We start from the raw sequence: 15,508 nt of genomic DNA on the forward strand, positions 1-15,508 counted from the left end.
TGTCCGAACGATAGTAAAGGGGAGGGCTTAGTATTTCAAACTTAATATTTCTTAAACTACATTTTACCTAGGACTTAAAGTGTACTATTCTTCTTGTTGAATTATATCAAGAGGAGTTCCCATGAAAAAAAAATCGGGAAAGAAAATGGTGGCTTTAGTTGTGCTTCTTTTTCTAACACCGCCATCAATAAACTTTAATTTTTATGTTGATATCGCTAACCAGTATTCAACATCAGTGTTATTACAGGTGCTTAACAAGCACCTTCTATGAGATAAGCCATTCAATTACATAGGGTGCGCGAAATGAAGGATGGATTAACAGCATTCATTGTCTCCTACATCGAAAATCGACGGCAGGCCAAGCTGGATGCCCATGATAAAGAGGCGGAGAAGAAACGATCTGAGCTGAGCGGTGATGCCCTGGCCGCCGCTGAATCAGAACTAGTACAGAAACGCAGGGAAATAGAGCAACGCCATGAAGTTCGGGCCTGGTTAACGGACGCCGCCAGCCGCGCCGGACAAATCAGTCTGGTAACGCATGCGCTGAAATTCACTCACAGCGATGCCAAGGGCAGCAGCATCTTTAGCGCCGAAACTGTCATTGATGCCAAAACGCTCTCCACCGCAACGCTAACAAAATCGACTATTGATGCCGTAGGCAACGCCGCCGCACTGGACGTCGCCAAGCTGTTGCAGACCGAGCACCAGGGGGATTCGCTGGTAGCGGCATTACAACGCAATGACCACAGCGCATTGGCCGCGTTAGCCGAAAATCCGGAACAACTGGCGCAATGGCTCGCCGGATTTCAGCAGGTATTCACCGATCGTCAGCCAAGTTCACACAAGCTGGCAAAGCAGATCTATTTTCCGATTGGAAATGGCGAATATCATCTGCTCAGCCCACTCTACCCTTCCTCGCTGGCACAGGCGCTGTATCAGCGTATAAATGCGGTTCGCTTTGGTGATGAGGCAAAAGCGATCCGTCAGGCGCAGAAAGAAAATCAGTGGCACGACCAGCTCTCGATTAGCTATCCCAATCTGGCCGTACAGAATATGGGGGGTACCAAGCCACAAAATATTTCCTCGCTTAACAGCACCCGAAGCGGACGCTCCTACCTGCTCAGTTGCGCCCCGCCGCAGTGGCGGAGTGTAGAACAACCGCCGCAGCGGCATAAATCCATTTTCCGCGAGCGTGGCGAAGCGGATTACTACACCCGAACAACACTGATACGGATGCGACAGTTTTTACTCAGCGTCAAAACAGTGGAAAACAACCGGAACATCCGCCATCAGCGACTACGCTATCTCGATCAAGTGATCGACCAGCTCTTCTTTTACGTTGCCAGCGTACAGAACCTGTCATCCAGTTGGAGTGCGGAATCCGAGCTAAACCGTGCGCAACAGCTGTGGCTCAATCCACACCGCTGCGTGGATGATGCCGCCTTTCGCCATGAACGCGAATCAGGAGACTGGCAGAAAGAGGTGGCTCATGACTTTGGCCACTGGTTAAACCGCCGACTTAAGCATGATGAATTGATTTTTGGTGAAGTGGAACGCCGCGAATGGTCGACCGCCGCCCTGTTTAAACAACGTATGCGTGAAATGGAAAGTATCTTGAAGGAGGAATTAGCATGAGTACGCTCATTGTATTCCGCCGTATTCGGGTAGAAAACGCCAATGCGATTGCCGGATTGACCTACGGCTTTCCCGCCATTACCCATTTTCTGGGATTTACCCATGCGCTGTCACGCAAGCTGCAAGCCAGTCACGATCTGACACTGGAAGGCTGCGGTGTGGTAAGTCATCAACATCAATTACACGCTTACGGTTCCAGTTGGGAGCGTAGTTTCGCTTTGACCCGTAATCCGTTAACCAAAGACGCCAAGACCGCCGCCTTTAACGAGGAAGGCCGCATGCATATGACGGTATCGCTGCTGATGGCATGTCAGGGGCCGCTACCCGCTGATATCGCCGCACTGCGTGAATACCTTACCCAGTCAGCGCTATGCCAGAGGCTGGCGGGCGGGACGATCGTCGATATAGAGCAAGTCACTGTGCAGCCATTACCGGAAACGGAGGCCGATACACGCCTGGTGATGCGTCGTTTATTGCCGGGTTTTGTACTGCGGGATCGAACGACACTATTGCATAGCCATTTACAGACGCTGCGGCAAACCGACCCACAATCGGAAATGCTTGATGCCTGGCTTGATTTCTCAGCCCTGAAAATGCGTGCAGAGCGGTCGACAGAAGATAATACCGTGCAATGGCAATACGTCGCCAAACCGGGAGAAGGCGGTTTTCTGACGCCGCTAATGATCGGCTATCGCGCAATTTCTCCGCTGCATGCCCCCGGTGAAGTGGATAAAACCCGGGATCCCCAAACACCATTCTGTTTTGCCGAAGCGGTCTACGGCGTGGGGGAATGGCAAGGGGCGCACCGTATTCATGATATCCGGCATATTCTCTGGGAATATGACTATCAGGACGGGGAATATCATTGCCGCCAACGAGCAGACAGTGATCAACAATCAGAAGAAACAACCTACGAATTTGACTACTAAGGATTGAATCATGGCAAAAACAGCAACGACGTTAAAAACCGCTTCAGTACTGGCTTTTGAACGCAAACTGGCTAATTCGGATGCCCTGATGTATGCAGGAAACCGGGCACAACAAGATAACTGGGCGCCGCTTGCCATTCAGGAAAAATCGGTACGGGGAACGATTTCCAACCGGTTGAAAAACACGCTTACTAGCGATCCAGCTAAACTGGACACAGCAATTCAGAACGCTAATTTACAAAAGGTCGATGTAGCCGCCCTCCCTTTCGACGCTGATACCCTGAAAGTGGTGTTTACCCTGCGGGTATTGGGTAATCTGACACAGCCGTCGGTGTGTAACGATCAGGACTATCAGGCGGCGCTAGGGCAAATCATTACAGGCTATGCCAGTGAGCAAGGGTTTGACGTACTGGCAGCGCGCTATGCGGAGAATATCGCCAATGGACGCTTTTTATGGCGCAACCGTATCGGCGCAGAAGCTATCCGCGTGGTGGTCACCACTCACCAGCAACGCTGGGAATTCAACGGTGAGGATTATTCGCTACGCCAGTTCAGCCAGCCGTCCGGTGAGTTGGCTGCGCTGGCACAGGCAATCGCACAAGGTTTATCTGGAGAATCCTCTGCCCTTTTTACCGTGGAAGCTTACGTACAACTCGGCAACGGACAGGAGGTTTTCCCCTCTCAGGAACTGGTGCTGGATGAAAAAGCCCGTAACGGAAAAAGCAAAATCCTTTATCAGGTGAATGGCGTCGCCGCCATTCACTCTCAGAAAATCGGTAATGCGCTACGCACCATTGATGACTGGCATCCGGCAGCCGATGAGGCAGGTCCGATTGCAGTCGAACCTTACGGTTCAGTCACCAGCCGTGGTAAAGCATACCGCCAGCCGAAAGAAAAAATGGATTTTTATACGCTGTTGGATAACTGGGTCATTAAAGGGGATGTACCAGCGACAGAGCAACAGCACTATGTGATCGCCACGCTGATTCGTGGCGGCGTGTTCGGCGAAAAAGGCGAATAAGGTAGCGACAATGGATCACTACATCGACATTCGTGTATTACCGGACCTGGAATTCAATGCGCCACAGTTATTGAACGCATTGTTTGCCAAACTACATCGAGCACTAGGGTTACTGGCAGACGGTTCAATCGGCGTGAGCTTTCCTGAGGTCGGCAAAACGTTGGGGGAATGTCTGCGGCTGCATGGTACAGCAACAGCGTTATCGACACTGGAGCAAACCGGTTGGTTGAAAGGGCTACGGGATTACACCCGAATTTCCAAACTCCAGGCCGTACCCGATGGCGTGAAATTTCGCACCGTGCGTCGCGTTCAGGTTAAAAGCAGCGCCGAAAGGCTACGCCGCCGTTCGGTTAATAAAGGGTGGCTTACCGCTGCTGAAGCCGCTGTGCGGATTCCTGATGCAGTAGAGAAACGTAGCAAACTGCCCTTTGTGCAACTAAAAAGCCTTTCCAGCGGACAAATGTTTCGACTGTTCGTTGAGCATGGACCACTACAGGATACTCCCGTCGCAGGTCGTTTCTCCTTCTATGGTCTAAGCACAGAAACCACCATCCCCTGGTTCTGACCCTTTTTTTACGGCCGACTGCAACTGATTGATTTCAAATGCAGTTGGCCTTCATAACAAAAAAGGGAGTTTTGCAAAAAAATGCGTATTTTCTTTAAAAATCTGGTGATTAGTGTAAAAAACTAACGGTTCACTGCCGTATAGGCAGCTTAGAAAGCCTCGTTCCCTTCAATATTTCCTGACTCGATGTTCACTGCCGTATAGGCAGCTTAGAAAACTGGTATAGCTGCGGGAATATCTTTCCCTTCGTTCACTGCCGTATAGGCAGCTTAGAAAAACCAGCTCAATGCATATCATGAAAACAAGCAGTTCACTGCCGTATAGGCAGCTTAGAAAACAGAAGAAAAGAACGATCTGATCACCGAAATGTTCACTGCCGTATAGGCAGCTTAGAAAATCAAACCCGTCAAGCCACGCCGACTCAATGAGTTCACTGCCGTATAGGCAGCTTAGAAATCAACATCGTGACCTCGCAGTTTAAGAACCGGGTTCACTGCCGTATAGGCAGCTTAGAAATTTCCCAGCGGACGGTATTACTTTCTCTGTTTGTTCACTGCCGTATAGGCAGCTTAGAAATCTGCCGTGTCGATATCCAGCATGCTCTGAATGTTCACTGCCGTATAGGCAGCTTAGAAACAAAGCGCTCGCTAATCTGGATGTCGTAGTAAGTTCACTGCCGTATAGGCAGCTTAGAAAGCAATGAAATTGAGGGGTATGAGAATGGTGATGTTCACTGCCGTATAGGCAGCTTAGAAACCTCAATTGTCCTCCCCTGCGCCTTTCCACTCGTTCACTGCCGTATAGGCAGCTTAGAAATTTCATTGCAGACGACGCAAGCGCGCCTTGAAGTTCACTGCCGTATAGGCAGCTTAGAAAACTGCCGCCACGGCCATCAGGAACCAATTGATGTTCACTGCCGTATAGGCAGCTTAGAAATATCGCTAACTATTCAGCAGGTATCTTCTTACGTTCACTGCCGTATAGGCAGCTTAGAAAGGCCACGCAGAAGGCCGTTTTCAACCCATCGTGTTCACTGCCGTATAGGCAGCTTAGAAAGAAAGTCCCGGCCAAATCATCGCCCAAATACAGTTCACTGCCGTATAGGCAGCTTAGAAAAGTTCAGCCAGCGAGCCATAGCAGCAATAGATGTTCACTGCCGTATAGGCAGCTTAGAAAGGACGGGCAGACGGTCACAGTAAAATCGCAATGTTCACTGCCGTACAGGCAGAACATAAAGCCGCTTTTCTTCAATGAAAGCGGATTAGCATGGCTGGATTAGAACGAACGTCAGTTCTTCGAACTATTCGTCGTTTTACCCGCAATGGTGACAAGCGCCAACGCGTTGTCCGCTGGCAGAATCCGCATTCCCGGTGGGTCGCCCGCCTAATGGAGAAATCACTGTTTTTATATCAACTGAGTAATACATTAGCATCGTGGAGGTTAATCAATTTTGATAAGAAACCGCTGGAAAGAATAAATTAAGCTGGGCTCAGAATAATACGCATTAACTATCAATATAAAAAACATTCTTCATTTTGTGAAAGTGCTAAAAATACAATAGAACTTCAGCTCAAATGAGTAGCAGGTGAATTTTCGTTTATTCATTACCGTTATTCCCCCTGGATAGTGATAATAAGCGTCCTGCTATCGCCATGATTACGATGCTCACATAAATAAATTCCCTGCCAGGTCCCCATATTTAAGCGTCCGTTGCTGATCGGAATAGTTAAATTATTTCCCAACAGACTCCCTTTCAGATGCGCGGGCATATCGTCGCTGCCTTCATATACATGGCGATAATAAGGTTCATCTTCCGGAACCATATGATTAAAGAAATTTTCAAAATCCTGCCGCACGGTAGGGTCGGCATTTTCATTGATCGTCAGTGCTGCTGAAGTATGTTTGATAAAAACATGCATCAGCCCAACGTTAATTTGTCGTAACGTTTTCACCTGCGCCAGCACTTCATCAGTAATCAGATGAAAGCCTCTGGTTTTAGGCTTAAGACGGATTTCATGTTGTATCCACATGGAAAACCTCCGATAGTGCTACGACAGCACGTGATAAAGATTAAACAAGAAACCGAGAAGAATAAGTCTTTTACCCGATGCCCGTATTCTTTAAACGATATCCTTGCCAGCGTTCAACATACCGTCGCCTTAGCTTCCTGCATGTTGAACGCGATGGATAAGAACAACATTACGCCGGCTGACGCGCCAGAATCGGTTTCAGGAAACGCGCGGTATGCGATTTTTCACACTCGGCAACGGTTTCCGGCGTACCGGAAACCAGGATCTCACCGCCGCCGCTGCCGCCTTCCGGCCCCAGATCAATGATCCAGTCGGCGGTTTTTATAACATCGAGATTATGTTCAATCACGACAATGGTATTTCCCTGATCGCGCAATTGGTGCAAAACCGCCAGCAATTGCTGAATATCGGCAAAATGCAGGCCGGTTGTCGGCTCATCCAGAATATACAGCGTCTGACCGGTGCCGCGTTTCGATAATTCACGCGCCAGTTTCACACGCTGCGCCTCGCCACCGGATAACGTGGTTGCCGACTGCCCCAGACGGATATACGACAGGCCAACGTCTATCAGCGTTTGCAGCTTACGGGCCAGCGCGGGTATTGCATCAAAGAACTCGCGAGCTTCTTCGATAGTCATATCCAGCACTTCATGGATGCCTTTGCCTTTGTACCTGATTTCCAGCGTTTCACGGTTATAACGCTTACCTTTACACTGATCGCACGGCACATAAATATCCGGCAGAAAGTGCATTTCCACTTTGATCACACCGTCACCCTGGCAGGCCTCGCAACGTCCGCCGCGGACGTTAAAGCTGAAACGACCAGGATTATAGCCGCGGGTTCGCGCTTCCGGCACGCCGGCGAACAGTTCACGGATTGGTGTAAAAATGCCGGTATAGGTCGCCGGGTTGGAGCGCGGCGTGCGGCCAATTGGGCTCTGATCGATATCGATAACCTTGTCGAAATGCTCCAGCCCCTGAATCTCACGGTATGCCGCAGGCTCCGCCAGCGTGGCGCCGTTTAACTGACGCTGCGCCAGCGGGAACAGCGTGTCATTAATCAGCGTGGATTTGCCCGAACCTGAAACACCGGTCACGCAGGTAAACAACCCTACAGGCAGGATCAGGGTCACATCCTTAAGGTTATTGCCTTTCGCACCAATCAGCTTCAGCACTTTGGTCGGGTCAGCCGGAACGCGGTGTTCGGGGACTTCAATCTTGCGTTTGCCGCTCAGGAACTGCCCGGTCAGCGAGTCAGGCACCGCCATAATCTGCGCCATTGTACCTTCGGCCACAATCTGACCACCGTGTACACCCGCCCCCGGTCCGATATCAATCACATGGTCAGCGGCACGAATCGCATCTTCATCATGCTCGACCACAATCACGGTATTGCCCAGATTACGCAGATGAATCAGCGTTTCCAGCAAACGCGCGTTATCTCGCTGATGCAAACCGATGGACGGTTCATCCAGCACGTACATCACCCCCACCAAACCCGCGCCAATCTGGCTTGCCAGACGGATACGCTGCGCTTCGCCACCGGACAAGGTTTCTGCCGAACGTGAGAGCGACAGGTAATTAAGCCCGACATTAACCAGGAACTTCAGACGATCGCCGATTTCTTTCAGCACCTTTTCTGCAATCTGGGCGCGTTGCCCGCTGAGCTTCATATTCTGGAAGAAGCTCATCGCATGGCCGATGCTCATATCGGAAATCTGTGGCAACGTAGTTTGTTCGACAAATACATGACGCGCTTCTTCACGCAGACGCGTACCGCCGCAGCTGGCGCAAGGGCGATTGCTGATAAACTTCGCCAGCTCTTCCCGCACCGCGCTGGATTCCGTCTCTTTGTAGCGGCGCGCCATATTGTGCAGAACGCCCTCAAACGGGTGACGGCGCACCGAGGTATCACCCCGGTCATTAATATATTTGAACTCGATATTTTCTTTGCCTGAACCGTAAAGGATCAGTTGCTGAATGGAATCGCCCAGGCTTTCAAACGGTACATCAACATCAAATTTGTAATGGTCGGCCAGCGAACGCAACATCTGGAAATAATAGAAGTTACGACGATCCCAGCCGCGGATCGCTCCTCCCGCCAGCGACAGCTCCGCATTCTGTACCACCCGGAGCGGGTCGAAAAATTGCTGAACCCCCAGGCCGTCACAGCTTGGGCACGCGCCAGCCGGGTTGTTGAATGAGAACATACGCGGTTCCAGCTCGTGCATGCTGTAACCGCAGACCGGGCAGGCGAAATTGGCGGAAAACAGCAGTTCCGGCATCGTCGGGTCGTCCATATCCGCCACCACCGCACTACCACCGGAGAGCTCCAGCGCCGTCTCAAACGACTCCGCCAAACGCTGAGCCAGATCGTCACGCACTTTGAAACGATCGACCACCACTTCAATGGTATGTTTTTTCTGTAATTCCAGCTTCGGCGGATCGGAAAGATCGCAGACTTCACCGTCGATACGCGCACGGATATATCCCTGCGTCGCCAGATTTTCCAGCGTCTTGTTGTGCTCGCCTTTACGGTCTTTCACAATCGGCGCCAGCAGCATCAGACGTTTGCCTTCCGGCTGCGCCAGCACGTTGTCCACCATCTGGCTAACCGTCTGGGCATCCAGCGGAATATCATGCTCCGGGCAACGCGGCTCACCCACGCGCGCAAACAGCAAACGCAGGTAGTCATGAATTTCGGTAATCGTCCCCACCGTGGAGCGCGGGTTGTGTGAGGTAGATTTCTGCTCGATGGAAATCGCCGGCGACAGGCCTTCTATATGATCGACATCCGGTTTTTCCATTAGCGACAGGAACTGGCGCGCATAGGCGGAAAGTGACTCGACGTAACGTCGCTGTCCCTCGGCATACAGTGTGTCAAACGCCAGCGATGACTTACCTGAACCAGATAATCCGGTGATCACTATCAGCTTGTCGCGAGGGATTATCAGATTGATATTCTTGAGATTATGAGTACGGGCACCACGAACTTCGATCTTATCCATTCACACACTTCCCGGAATAAATACAGTTTTGCATCATCTCACTGATGGAGACAACCGGTACGAAACGTGCAATTATGGCACAAAAAAAGCTGAATGGATATCCAGTATCCAATCCGTTTTCTATGCAAATGTTGCAAACGTTTTCTTCATTTTTGATCGCGTTCCGCAGGTATGATAGATACTTTTCCCATGTTAAGATTGATCGTTTAGACTTAAAAATAAATCTATTGATTCATCAGGAGACACGAGCATGGCCAGCAGAGGCGTTAATAAAGTGATTCTTGTCGGACATCTGGGGCAAGACCCGGAAGTTCGCTATATGCCGAATGGTGGTGCAGTTGCCAACATCACTCTGGCCACGTCCGAAAGCTGGCGTGACAAGCAGACCGGCGAGCAGAAAGAAAAAACCGAATGGCACCGCGTTGTCCTGTTCGGCAAACTGGCGGAAGTCGCAGGCGAATACCTGCGCAAAGGCTCTCAGGTTTATATTGAAGGTTCACTACAAACCCGTAAATGGACCGATCAGTCCGGGGTAGAACGCTATACCACCGAAATCGTGGTCAACGTCGGCGGCACCATGCAAATGCTGGGCGGACGTCAGAGCGGTGGCGCAGCGCCTGCCGGCGGCGGTCAGCAGCAAGGTAGCTGGGGCCAGCCTCAACAGCCGCAGGGCGGCAACCAATTCAGCGGCGGCGCTCAGCCGCAGCAAGCCCGCCCTGCTGCGCAAAATAACACGCCGGCGCCCAGCAATGAGCCGCCAATGGACTTTGACGACGATATCCCGTTCTAGGATTTATTTTTCATAGTTTGGATAGAATATCGCTGTAACGCCCCGCTAGTTCGGGGCTTTTTTCTTCACGGTCGATATCCTCAGTTGTCCCCCTGCCATACGCTTCGCCTTGACGCCACGCCCCGAAACAGAGTGGTTAAGGCAAGCTACAACGCCCGCACCGACCCCCTGATCACCACGCGCCCCGCCAGTTCGGTACGCTGGGCAACCCCCAGCGCCTGTGATGGCGTCAGCTGCTGCGTCAGCAGTTGCAGCGAAGCCCTGGCGATAGCCTCAAAGGGAAGATTCACGGTCGTGAGCGAAACGGGCAGCATATCAAGCGGCAAAATATCATCCATACCCATAACCGAAATATCTTCCGGTACGCGTAGCCCATACTGGTACAGCGCATCTACTACGCCAATGGCCTGATTATCCGCGGCACAGAAAACCGCCGTCACGCCGAGACGATCGGGATGGGCGGTCAGCCAACGCAAGACGGCATCCCGCGCCGTTCGCGGGTGGAAATCCGGCAATGACAGAATCAGCGCTTCGTCTACCTCAATCCCTGCCTGGCACAACGCTTCACGATAGCCTCGCTCACGCTGTTTGATGGTCATACGGGATGTCCAGGTGAGATGAAGAATGCGCAGGTGTCCCTGTCCGATAAGATAGCGCACGGCAGCCGCAGCCGAATAATGGTTGGCCGGCATCACGCAATTCAGCCGCATGCCGGGGTCTTCCCCATTAATCAGCACCGCCGGAATACCGCTTTCCGCAACGGCATTCAGCAGCATGGGGTGATCGTCGTTCACAATCAGGATGCCGCTTTCACGTCCGTCCTGTAGCTCACGCAGCAGTTGTTGTTCGTTAATGGTATCGTGCTCGCCCAGAAAAGGACGCAGTTGGATATTGCGTTGCAGACAGAGGGTTTTCAGCGCGTTAATCAGGGTCAGCGAGACCAGATTGTAATCATTTTCCAGCATCAGGTTGCGCGGCGTGGCCAGCATAATATGACGCAGTGGCTCGGCATGGGGCGCCAACGCCTTACCTGCCTTATGCAAGGGATAGCCTTGCTCGGCGGCAATCGCCATGATGCGCTGTTTGACTTTGGCGCTGATGGGCGCAGTGCCGTTCAAAGCACGGGATACCGTGCTGATTGAAACCCCGGCGCGATCGGCAATATCCTTGAGTGTCGACATCGTTATTTCATCCCCGTATTGGCAATACCTGTAGCGATGTATTTTGGCAGGAAGACACACACCGCCGTCACCGGCAACAAAGTGAGCATGGTCATCGCCAGTATATAATGCCTGCGGGTATCAGATCGTTCATTTTACACTCGTTGATCCACCGTTCGCCGCAGCCGAACGCTTCCAGACTCACCCTTGCCAGTCTCTTCAAACAGAATGTAAGCGCGCCAATAACATCAGCATGACCAGTGCTTGTCCGTAAGGCACGGCAACATTGGGAATATCGCGGTAAAACTGTAAATCATGTCCCATGGCGGTGCCGTCGGAGACGCCCTGCACCACGCCCGCGTCATCAATCTGCGCGACGACGGCGGCAAACCCTTTATCCAACCGCGCCTGCGGAAAATCGTTCAACATGCCGAGCCGCCGCGCCGTCAGGATCCCGGCGATAAAGCCCGCGCTGGCGGAGGTTTCGAGCGGAGAATCCGGATCGTCCAGTAAAGTATGCCACAGGCCGGAGTCGTGCTGACAACCGGCCAGCGCCTGCGTCTGCTGCTCCAGAATGGCTTCCAGCGTGCGCAACACCGGCGCAGACAGCTGATCCTGCGCCAGCACGCGCATTTCCGGCAGCACCAGCGTGATCCAGGCGTTGCCTCGCCCCCAGAAGGCATTAGCGTAATGATGTCTTCCGATGAATGTCCAGCCGTGATACCACAACCCGCTGCGTACATCCGCCAGATAGCGGGCATGGGTTAACAGTTGATACTCGGCTTCTTCAATCAGATCGCGGCGCAACAACAACCGCCCTGCCGCCACCAGAAAGAGTCCGGCCATAAACAGCGTGTCATCCCACAATTGTCCGGTGTTGGGGCGTTCTTTCACCGTGTGCTGAAAACCGCCATCTTCCGTTTTGGGTAACGAATGCAGCAGCCAGTCGGCCCATTCGCTCACCGCCTGCCGCCATTGCGATGGAGCCTGCGGGTTATCCAGACACAGCAGCGCCAGCACCAGCATCGGCGCCGTGGAATTGATCTGCCGCGGCGGCAGGCCGATATCCAGCTTTTGCTGATACCATTGCTCCAGCGCCAGCAACATGGCACGATCCTGCTTCAGATTCGCCAGTTTCCAAAAACCGTAAAGCCCGACGCCCACTTCCCAATCCCATTCCTCAAACTGAATCGCCAGCTCATCGGCAAGATCGGTTTCCTGCGTCACGCTGTCGATGGCCTTTAGCCGGCAGAATGCCCGCGCCACCTGCTCCAGCAACGCTTCGGTTTGTAATTTATCGAGCGATCCCGTCGGCATCTTATGCGCCCCTTGTTTCGTTAATTCAATGCAAATTTGCATTAATGTTTATTTGCATTCAAATTTTGACAATTCGCATTAATAAATAAGATTGCCACTTTTTTATATGTGATGAATCCCACAAAAACACGCTTTATAAATAAAGGGTTAAAATATTTTTAACCAGAGTCACATAAAACAATCCATGACGACGGCGAAATAATGACATGACAATGCAAATTTGCACGATTAAATACCGTGCGCTTTCAGGAGAGAATTTTCAGCAACCCTGCGCATGACGCGCCCCCTCATCACCACGCGGAAGTCTCATAACGTTTTTAAATACTTTTTTACCTATTCCGGCATGCCATATTGCAATAAAAATGTTATGTTATAATATAACAATTCATATCAATGTGCGGATAACGATGATGAGCCTTTATTCCCTCTCCGCCCCCAAACGGGTCCTGCTGGTGTCAGCGCTATTGTCATTCCTGTGGTTACTGGTTGTCTGGGCGGTGATGTTGCCATGATCGCATTACAAGAACTGGCGTTTGGCTACCGTGGCCAGACCCCGTTGGGGATACTAAGCGGAAGTTTCAATTCAGGATCGCTCACGGCGATTATCGGTACGAACGGCAGTGGAAAATCCACGCTGCTAAAAACGCTGGCGGGGCTGCTTCCTCCGCTGTCCGGCACCTTTCGCATCAATAATGCGGGAAAAAATACCATTGGCTACCTGCCGCAGCTTTCCGAGTTTGATCGACAGTTTCCTATCAGCGTCTGCGATCTGGTTCTGATGGGCTGTTTGCCGCACAGCGGTCTGCTGCGTGGTATTTCCGCCGATTGGCGTAATAAAGCAATACAGGCGCTTGAAGCGGTTTCCATGGCCGGGTTCGCCCATCAGCACATCGGCAAGCTCTCCGGCGGGCAGCTACAGCGTATTCTGTTTGCCCGTCTGCTGTTGACCCAATCGCCCATCATCCTGCTGGATGAACCCTTTACCGGCATCGACAGCCAAACCACGCAGACTCTGCTGACCCTTCTTCAGCGACTGCATGAAGAAGGCCGAACGATCCTTACCGTGCTGCACGATCTGGAACTGGTTGAGCAACATTTCCCCCAGGTTCTACAGCTGATCAACGGCAGTCACCGCTGGGGAAACCGACAGCAGATCTTCGCCAGCCGGCCGACAAGCGCCAGTGCCGCTCCGGTACTGCGGAGCGTGGCGTCATGACGTGGTTTCATTTAATCAGTACGCCGTTCGCCGAATTCGGCTTTATGCGTCGCGCACTGGTCGGCTGTCTGGTCCTGACGCTCAGCGCCGCGCCGCTGGGCTGTTTTCTGCTGCTGAGAAGAATGAGCCTGATTGGCGATGCGCTCTCTCACGCTGTCCTGCCGGGCGTTGCCATTGGCTATCTCGTTTCCGGCATGTCCTTGCTGGCGATGGGCATCGGCGGCTTTATCGCCGGACTGTCGGTTGCCATGCTCTCCGGCCTGGTCAGCCGTCAGACTGAACTGAAAGAAGACGCCAGCTTTGCCGGCTTTTACCTCGGCTCGCTGGCACTCGGCGTCACGCTGGTTTCCCTGCGGGGCTCCAGTATCGATTTGTTGCATGTGTTGTTTGGCTCTATTTTGGCCATCGACCGCGCCGCCCTGATCGACATTGCGCTGATCGGCTCGGCTTCTCTGATCGTGTTCGCCATTATCTATCGGGCGCTGGTGATTGAATCCTTTGATGTGACGTTCTTGCGCATTGCGTCCGGCCGCCACCGCGCGGTGATTCACGGCCTGTTTCTATCGCTGGTCGTGTTGAATCTGGTGGCGGGTTTTCAACTACTGGGCACGTTGATGGCGGTCGGCATGATGATGCTCCCTGCCGCCTGCGCCCGCTTCTGGACACAGCGGCTTGCCATCATGCTGGTGACAGCGATGCTTCTCGGCATGGCATCCAGCCTGATCGGGCTGCTCTGGTCATACTACGCTGACCTGCCGGCAGGACCGGCCATTATTTTGACCACGACGCTGTTTTTCTGTTTTTCAATTTGCTTCGGCCACAACGGCGGCATGCTCCGTGCTCGCCGCTGATTCCATGATGTAGAACTTCTGTGAGGAAAAAATGAAACGTTCACTACTCGCGCTTGCTTTATCCGGTCTGCTTTTAAGCCCGCTGGCGATGGCAAAAAACCTGAATGTGGTTGCCAGCTTTTCCGTATTGGGCGACATGGTCAGTCATATTGGCGGCGATCGCGTTACGGTAACCGAACTGGTTAAACCCAATGGCGATCCCCATGAATTCGAGCCGTCTCCGCAGGACAGCAAAACGCTGGCAAAAGCCGACGTGGTTTTCGTTAACGGACTGGGACTGGAAGGTTGGCTGGATCGGCTGGTTACCGCCTCGGGCTATACCGGCAAAGTGGTCACCGCCTCCGACGGCGTCCAGACCCGGACCATGATCGAAGACGGCAAAACGGAAACCGACCCCCACGCCTGGAACAGTATGGGCAACGGGGTGATCTATGCCAACAACATCGTTAATGCGCTAATTGCGGCAGACCCGCAGAATGCCGACGACTATCGCAAACAGGGGGAAGCTTATATCCGGCAGTTAACCGAACTGGACAGCTACGCAAAGAAAACCTTTGCCGATATTCCACCAGAAAAACGCAAAATCTTGACCAGTCATGATGCATTCGGCTATTTCAGCCAGGCATATGGCGTGAAATTCCTGTCGCCAGTCGGCTATTCCACCGAATCAGAGGCCAGCAGCAAAAAAGTGGCTTCACTGATCAAACAAATCAGGGAAGAAAAAATCAAAACCTACTTTATTGAAAATCAGACCGATCCGCGTCTGGTGAAACAAATTGCCAACGCCAGCGGCGCACAGCCCGGCGGTGAGCTGTATCCGGAAGCCCTGACCGATGCATCCGGCCCTGCGTCAAGCTACACCGCCGCGTTTAAACACAACGTTGATGCCATTGCATCAAGTATGAAGTAGCGCGCCATGCCAGCCCCGAGGGGAAACGCTGACTCCGTTTCCCCTCGGTAAAAAATCTAGCGCTCACTCTGATGACA

The 15,508-nt window shown here is 52.3% G+C and carries 12 protein-coding genes, 1 pseudogene and 1 CRISPR repeat array; of the genes and pseudogenes, 8 read left to right on the forward strand and 5 right to left on the reverse strand.

Features of this window, described 5'->3' with window-relative positions:
• The first annotated feature begins 303 nt into the window (after positions 1-303).
• Genes csy1 through cas6f form a run of 4 tightly spaced genes read left to right on the forward strand, consistent with a single transcriptional unit; the run spans position 304 to position 4,150 of the window.
• A complete protein-coding gene (gene csy1 / locus DDT52_RS05095) occupies positions 304-1,635 on the forward strand; it encodes a type I-F CRISPR-associated protein Csy1 (RefSeq protein WP_136155399.1) in 1,332 nt (443 codons plus the stop codon).
• Entirely contained in the window at positions 1,632-2,564 is a 933-nt protein-coding gene (gene csy2, locus DDT52_RS05100; RefSeq protein WP_136155400.1) for a type I-F CRISPR-associated protein Csy2, read from the forward strand. Before csy1 ends, csy2 begins: the two co-directional genes overlap by 4 nt.
• Positions 2,565-2,574: 10 nt before the next feature.
• On the forward strand, positions 2,575-3,585 hold the full coding sequence (gene csy3 / locus DDT52_RS05105; protein ID WP_136155401.1) for a type I-F CRISPR-associated protein Csy3: 1,011 nt from the start codon (positions 2,575-2,577) through the stop codon (positions 3,583-3,585).
• Positions 3,586-3,595: 10 nt separating this feature from the next.
• Positions 3,596-4,150, forward strand: a complete 555-nt coding sequence (gene cas6f / locus DDT52_RS05110; protein ID WP_136155402.1) for a type I-F CRISPR-associated endoribonuclease Cas6/Csy4 — start codon at positions 3,596-3,598, stop codon at positions 4,148-4,150.
• 128 nt (positions 4,151-4,278) lie between these two features.
• Positions 4,279-5,386: a CRISPR direct-repeat array (repeat unit 28 nt; unit sequence GTTCACTGCCGTATAGGCAGCTTAGAAA).
• A 374-nt stretch (positions 5,387-5,760) separates the two neighbouring features.
• Here cas6f and DDT52_RS05115 read toward each other — a convergent pair.
• Together DDT52_RS05115 and uvrA are read right to left on the reverse strand one after the other, a co-directional pair.
• Complete coding sequence (locus DDT52_RS05115; RefSeq protein WP_136155403.1) at positions 5,761-6,180, reverse strand: secondary thiamine-phosphate synthase enzyme YjbQ; 420 nt, start codon at positions 6,178-6,180, stop codon at positions 5,761-5,763.
• A gap of 169 nt (positions 6,181-6,349) precedes the next feature.
• Positions 6,350-9,187 (reverse strand): excinuclease ABC subunit UvrA, encoded by a 2,838-nt coding sequence (gene uvrA / locus DDT52_RS05120; protein WP_136155404.1) that lies wholly within the window; start codon positions 9,185-9,187, stop codon positions 6,350-6,352.
• Positions 9,188-9,437: 250 nt separating this feature from the next.
• On the opposite strand from uvrA, the gene ssb1 reads away from it, so the two are divergent.
• Entirely contained in the window at positions 9,438-9,977 is a 540-nt protein-coding gene (ssb1, locus tag DDT52_RS05125) for a single-stranded DNA-binding protein SSB1 (RefSeq protein WP_136155405.1), read from the forward strand.
• A 146-nt stretch (positions 9,978-10,123) separates the two neighbouring features.
• Here ssb1 and DDT52_RS05130 read toward each other — a convergent pair whose 3' ends face one another.
• The 3 genes and pseudogenes from DDT52_RS05130 to bglB all read right to left on the reverse strand — a co-directional run bounded on the left by DDT52_RS05130 (position 10,124) and on the right by bglB (position 12,454).
• Positions 10,124-11,158 carry a LacI family DNA-binding transcriptional regulator gene (locus tag DDT52_RS05130; RefSeq protein WP_136155406.1) on the reverse strand — a complete coding sequence of 345 codons (1,035 nt, stop codon included), beginning with the start codon at positions 11,156-11,158 and terminating at the stop codon, positions 10,124-10,126.
• Between the two features lie 2 nt (positions 11,159-11,160).
• Positions 11,161-11,268 (reverse strand): annotated as a pseudogene (locus tag DDT52_RS21415) (carbohydrate ABC transporter permease); the annotation flags it as partial.
• An 88-nt stretch (positions 11,269-11,356) separates the two neighbouring features.
• Positions 11,357-12,454 carry a beta-galactosidase BglB gene (gene bglB / locus DDT52_RS05140; RefSeq protein ID WP_136155407.1) on the reverse strand — a complete coding sequence of 366 codons (1,098 nt, stop codon included), beginning with the start codon at positions 12,452-12,454 and terminating at the stop codon, positions 11,357-11,359.
• Positions 12,455-12,962: 508 nt separating this feature from the next.
• Between bglB and DDT52_RS05145 the strand changes: the two genes are divergently transcribed.
• From DDT52_RS05145 to DDT52_RS05155, 3 genes are read left to right on the forward strand one after another with little or no spacing between them, the layout of a single operon-like run.
• Entirely contained in the window at positions 12,963-13,670 is a 708-nt protein-coding gene (locus tag DDT52_RS05145) for a metal ABC transporter ATP-binding protein (protein ID WP_136155408.1), read from the forward strand.
• The gene (locus tag DDT52_RS05150; RefSeq protein WP_136155409.1) at positions 13,667-14,521 is read left to right on the forward strand and encodes a metal ABC transporter permease; all 855 of its coding nucleotides are present in this window, start codon (positions 13,667-13,669) and stop codon (positions 14,519-14,521) included. Before DDT52_RS05145 ends, DDT52_RS05150 begins: the two co-directional genes overlap by 4 nt.
• A 31-nt stretch (positions 14,522-14,552) precedes the next feature.
• On the forward strand, positions 14,553-15,431 hold the full coding sequence (locus tag DDT52_RS05155) for a metal ABC transporter substrate-binding protein (RefSeq protein WP_109052512.1): 879 nt from the start codon (positions 14,553-14,555) through the stop codon (positions 15,429-15,431).
• Positions 15,432-15,508 lie beyond the last annotated feature (77 nt).

The organism is Brenneria roseae subsp. roseae (assembly GCF_003115845.1).
Classification (GTDB): Bacteria; Pseudomonadota; Gammaproteobacteria; order Enterobacterales; family Enterobacteriaceae; genus Brenneria; species Brenneria roseae.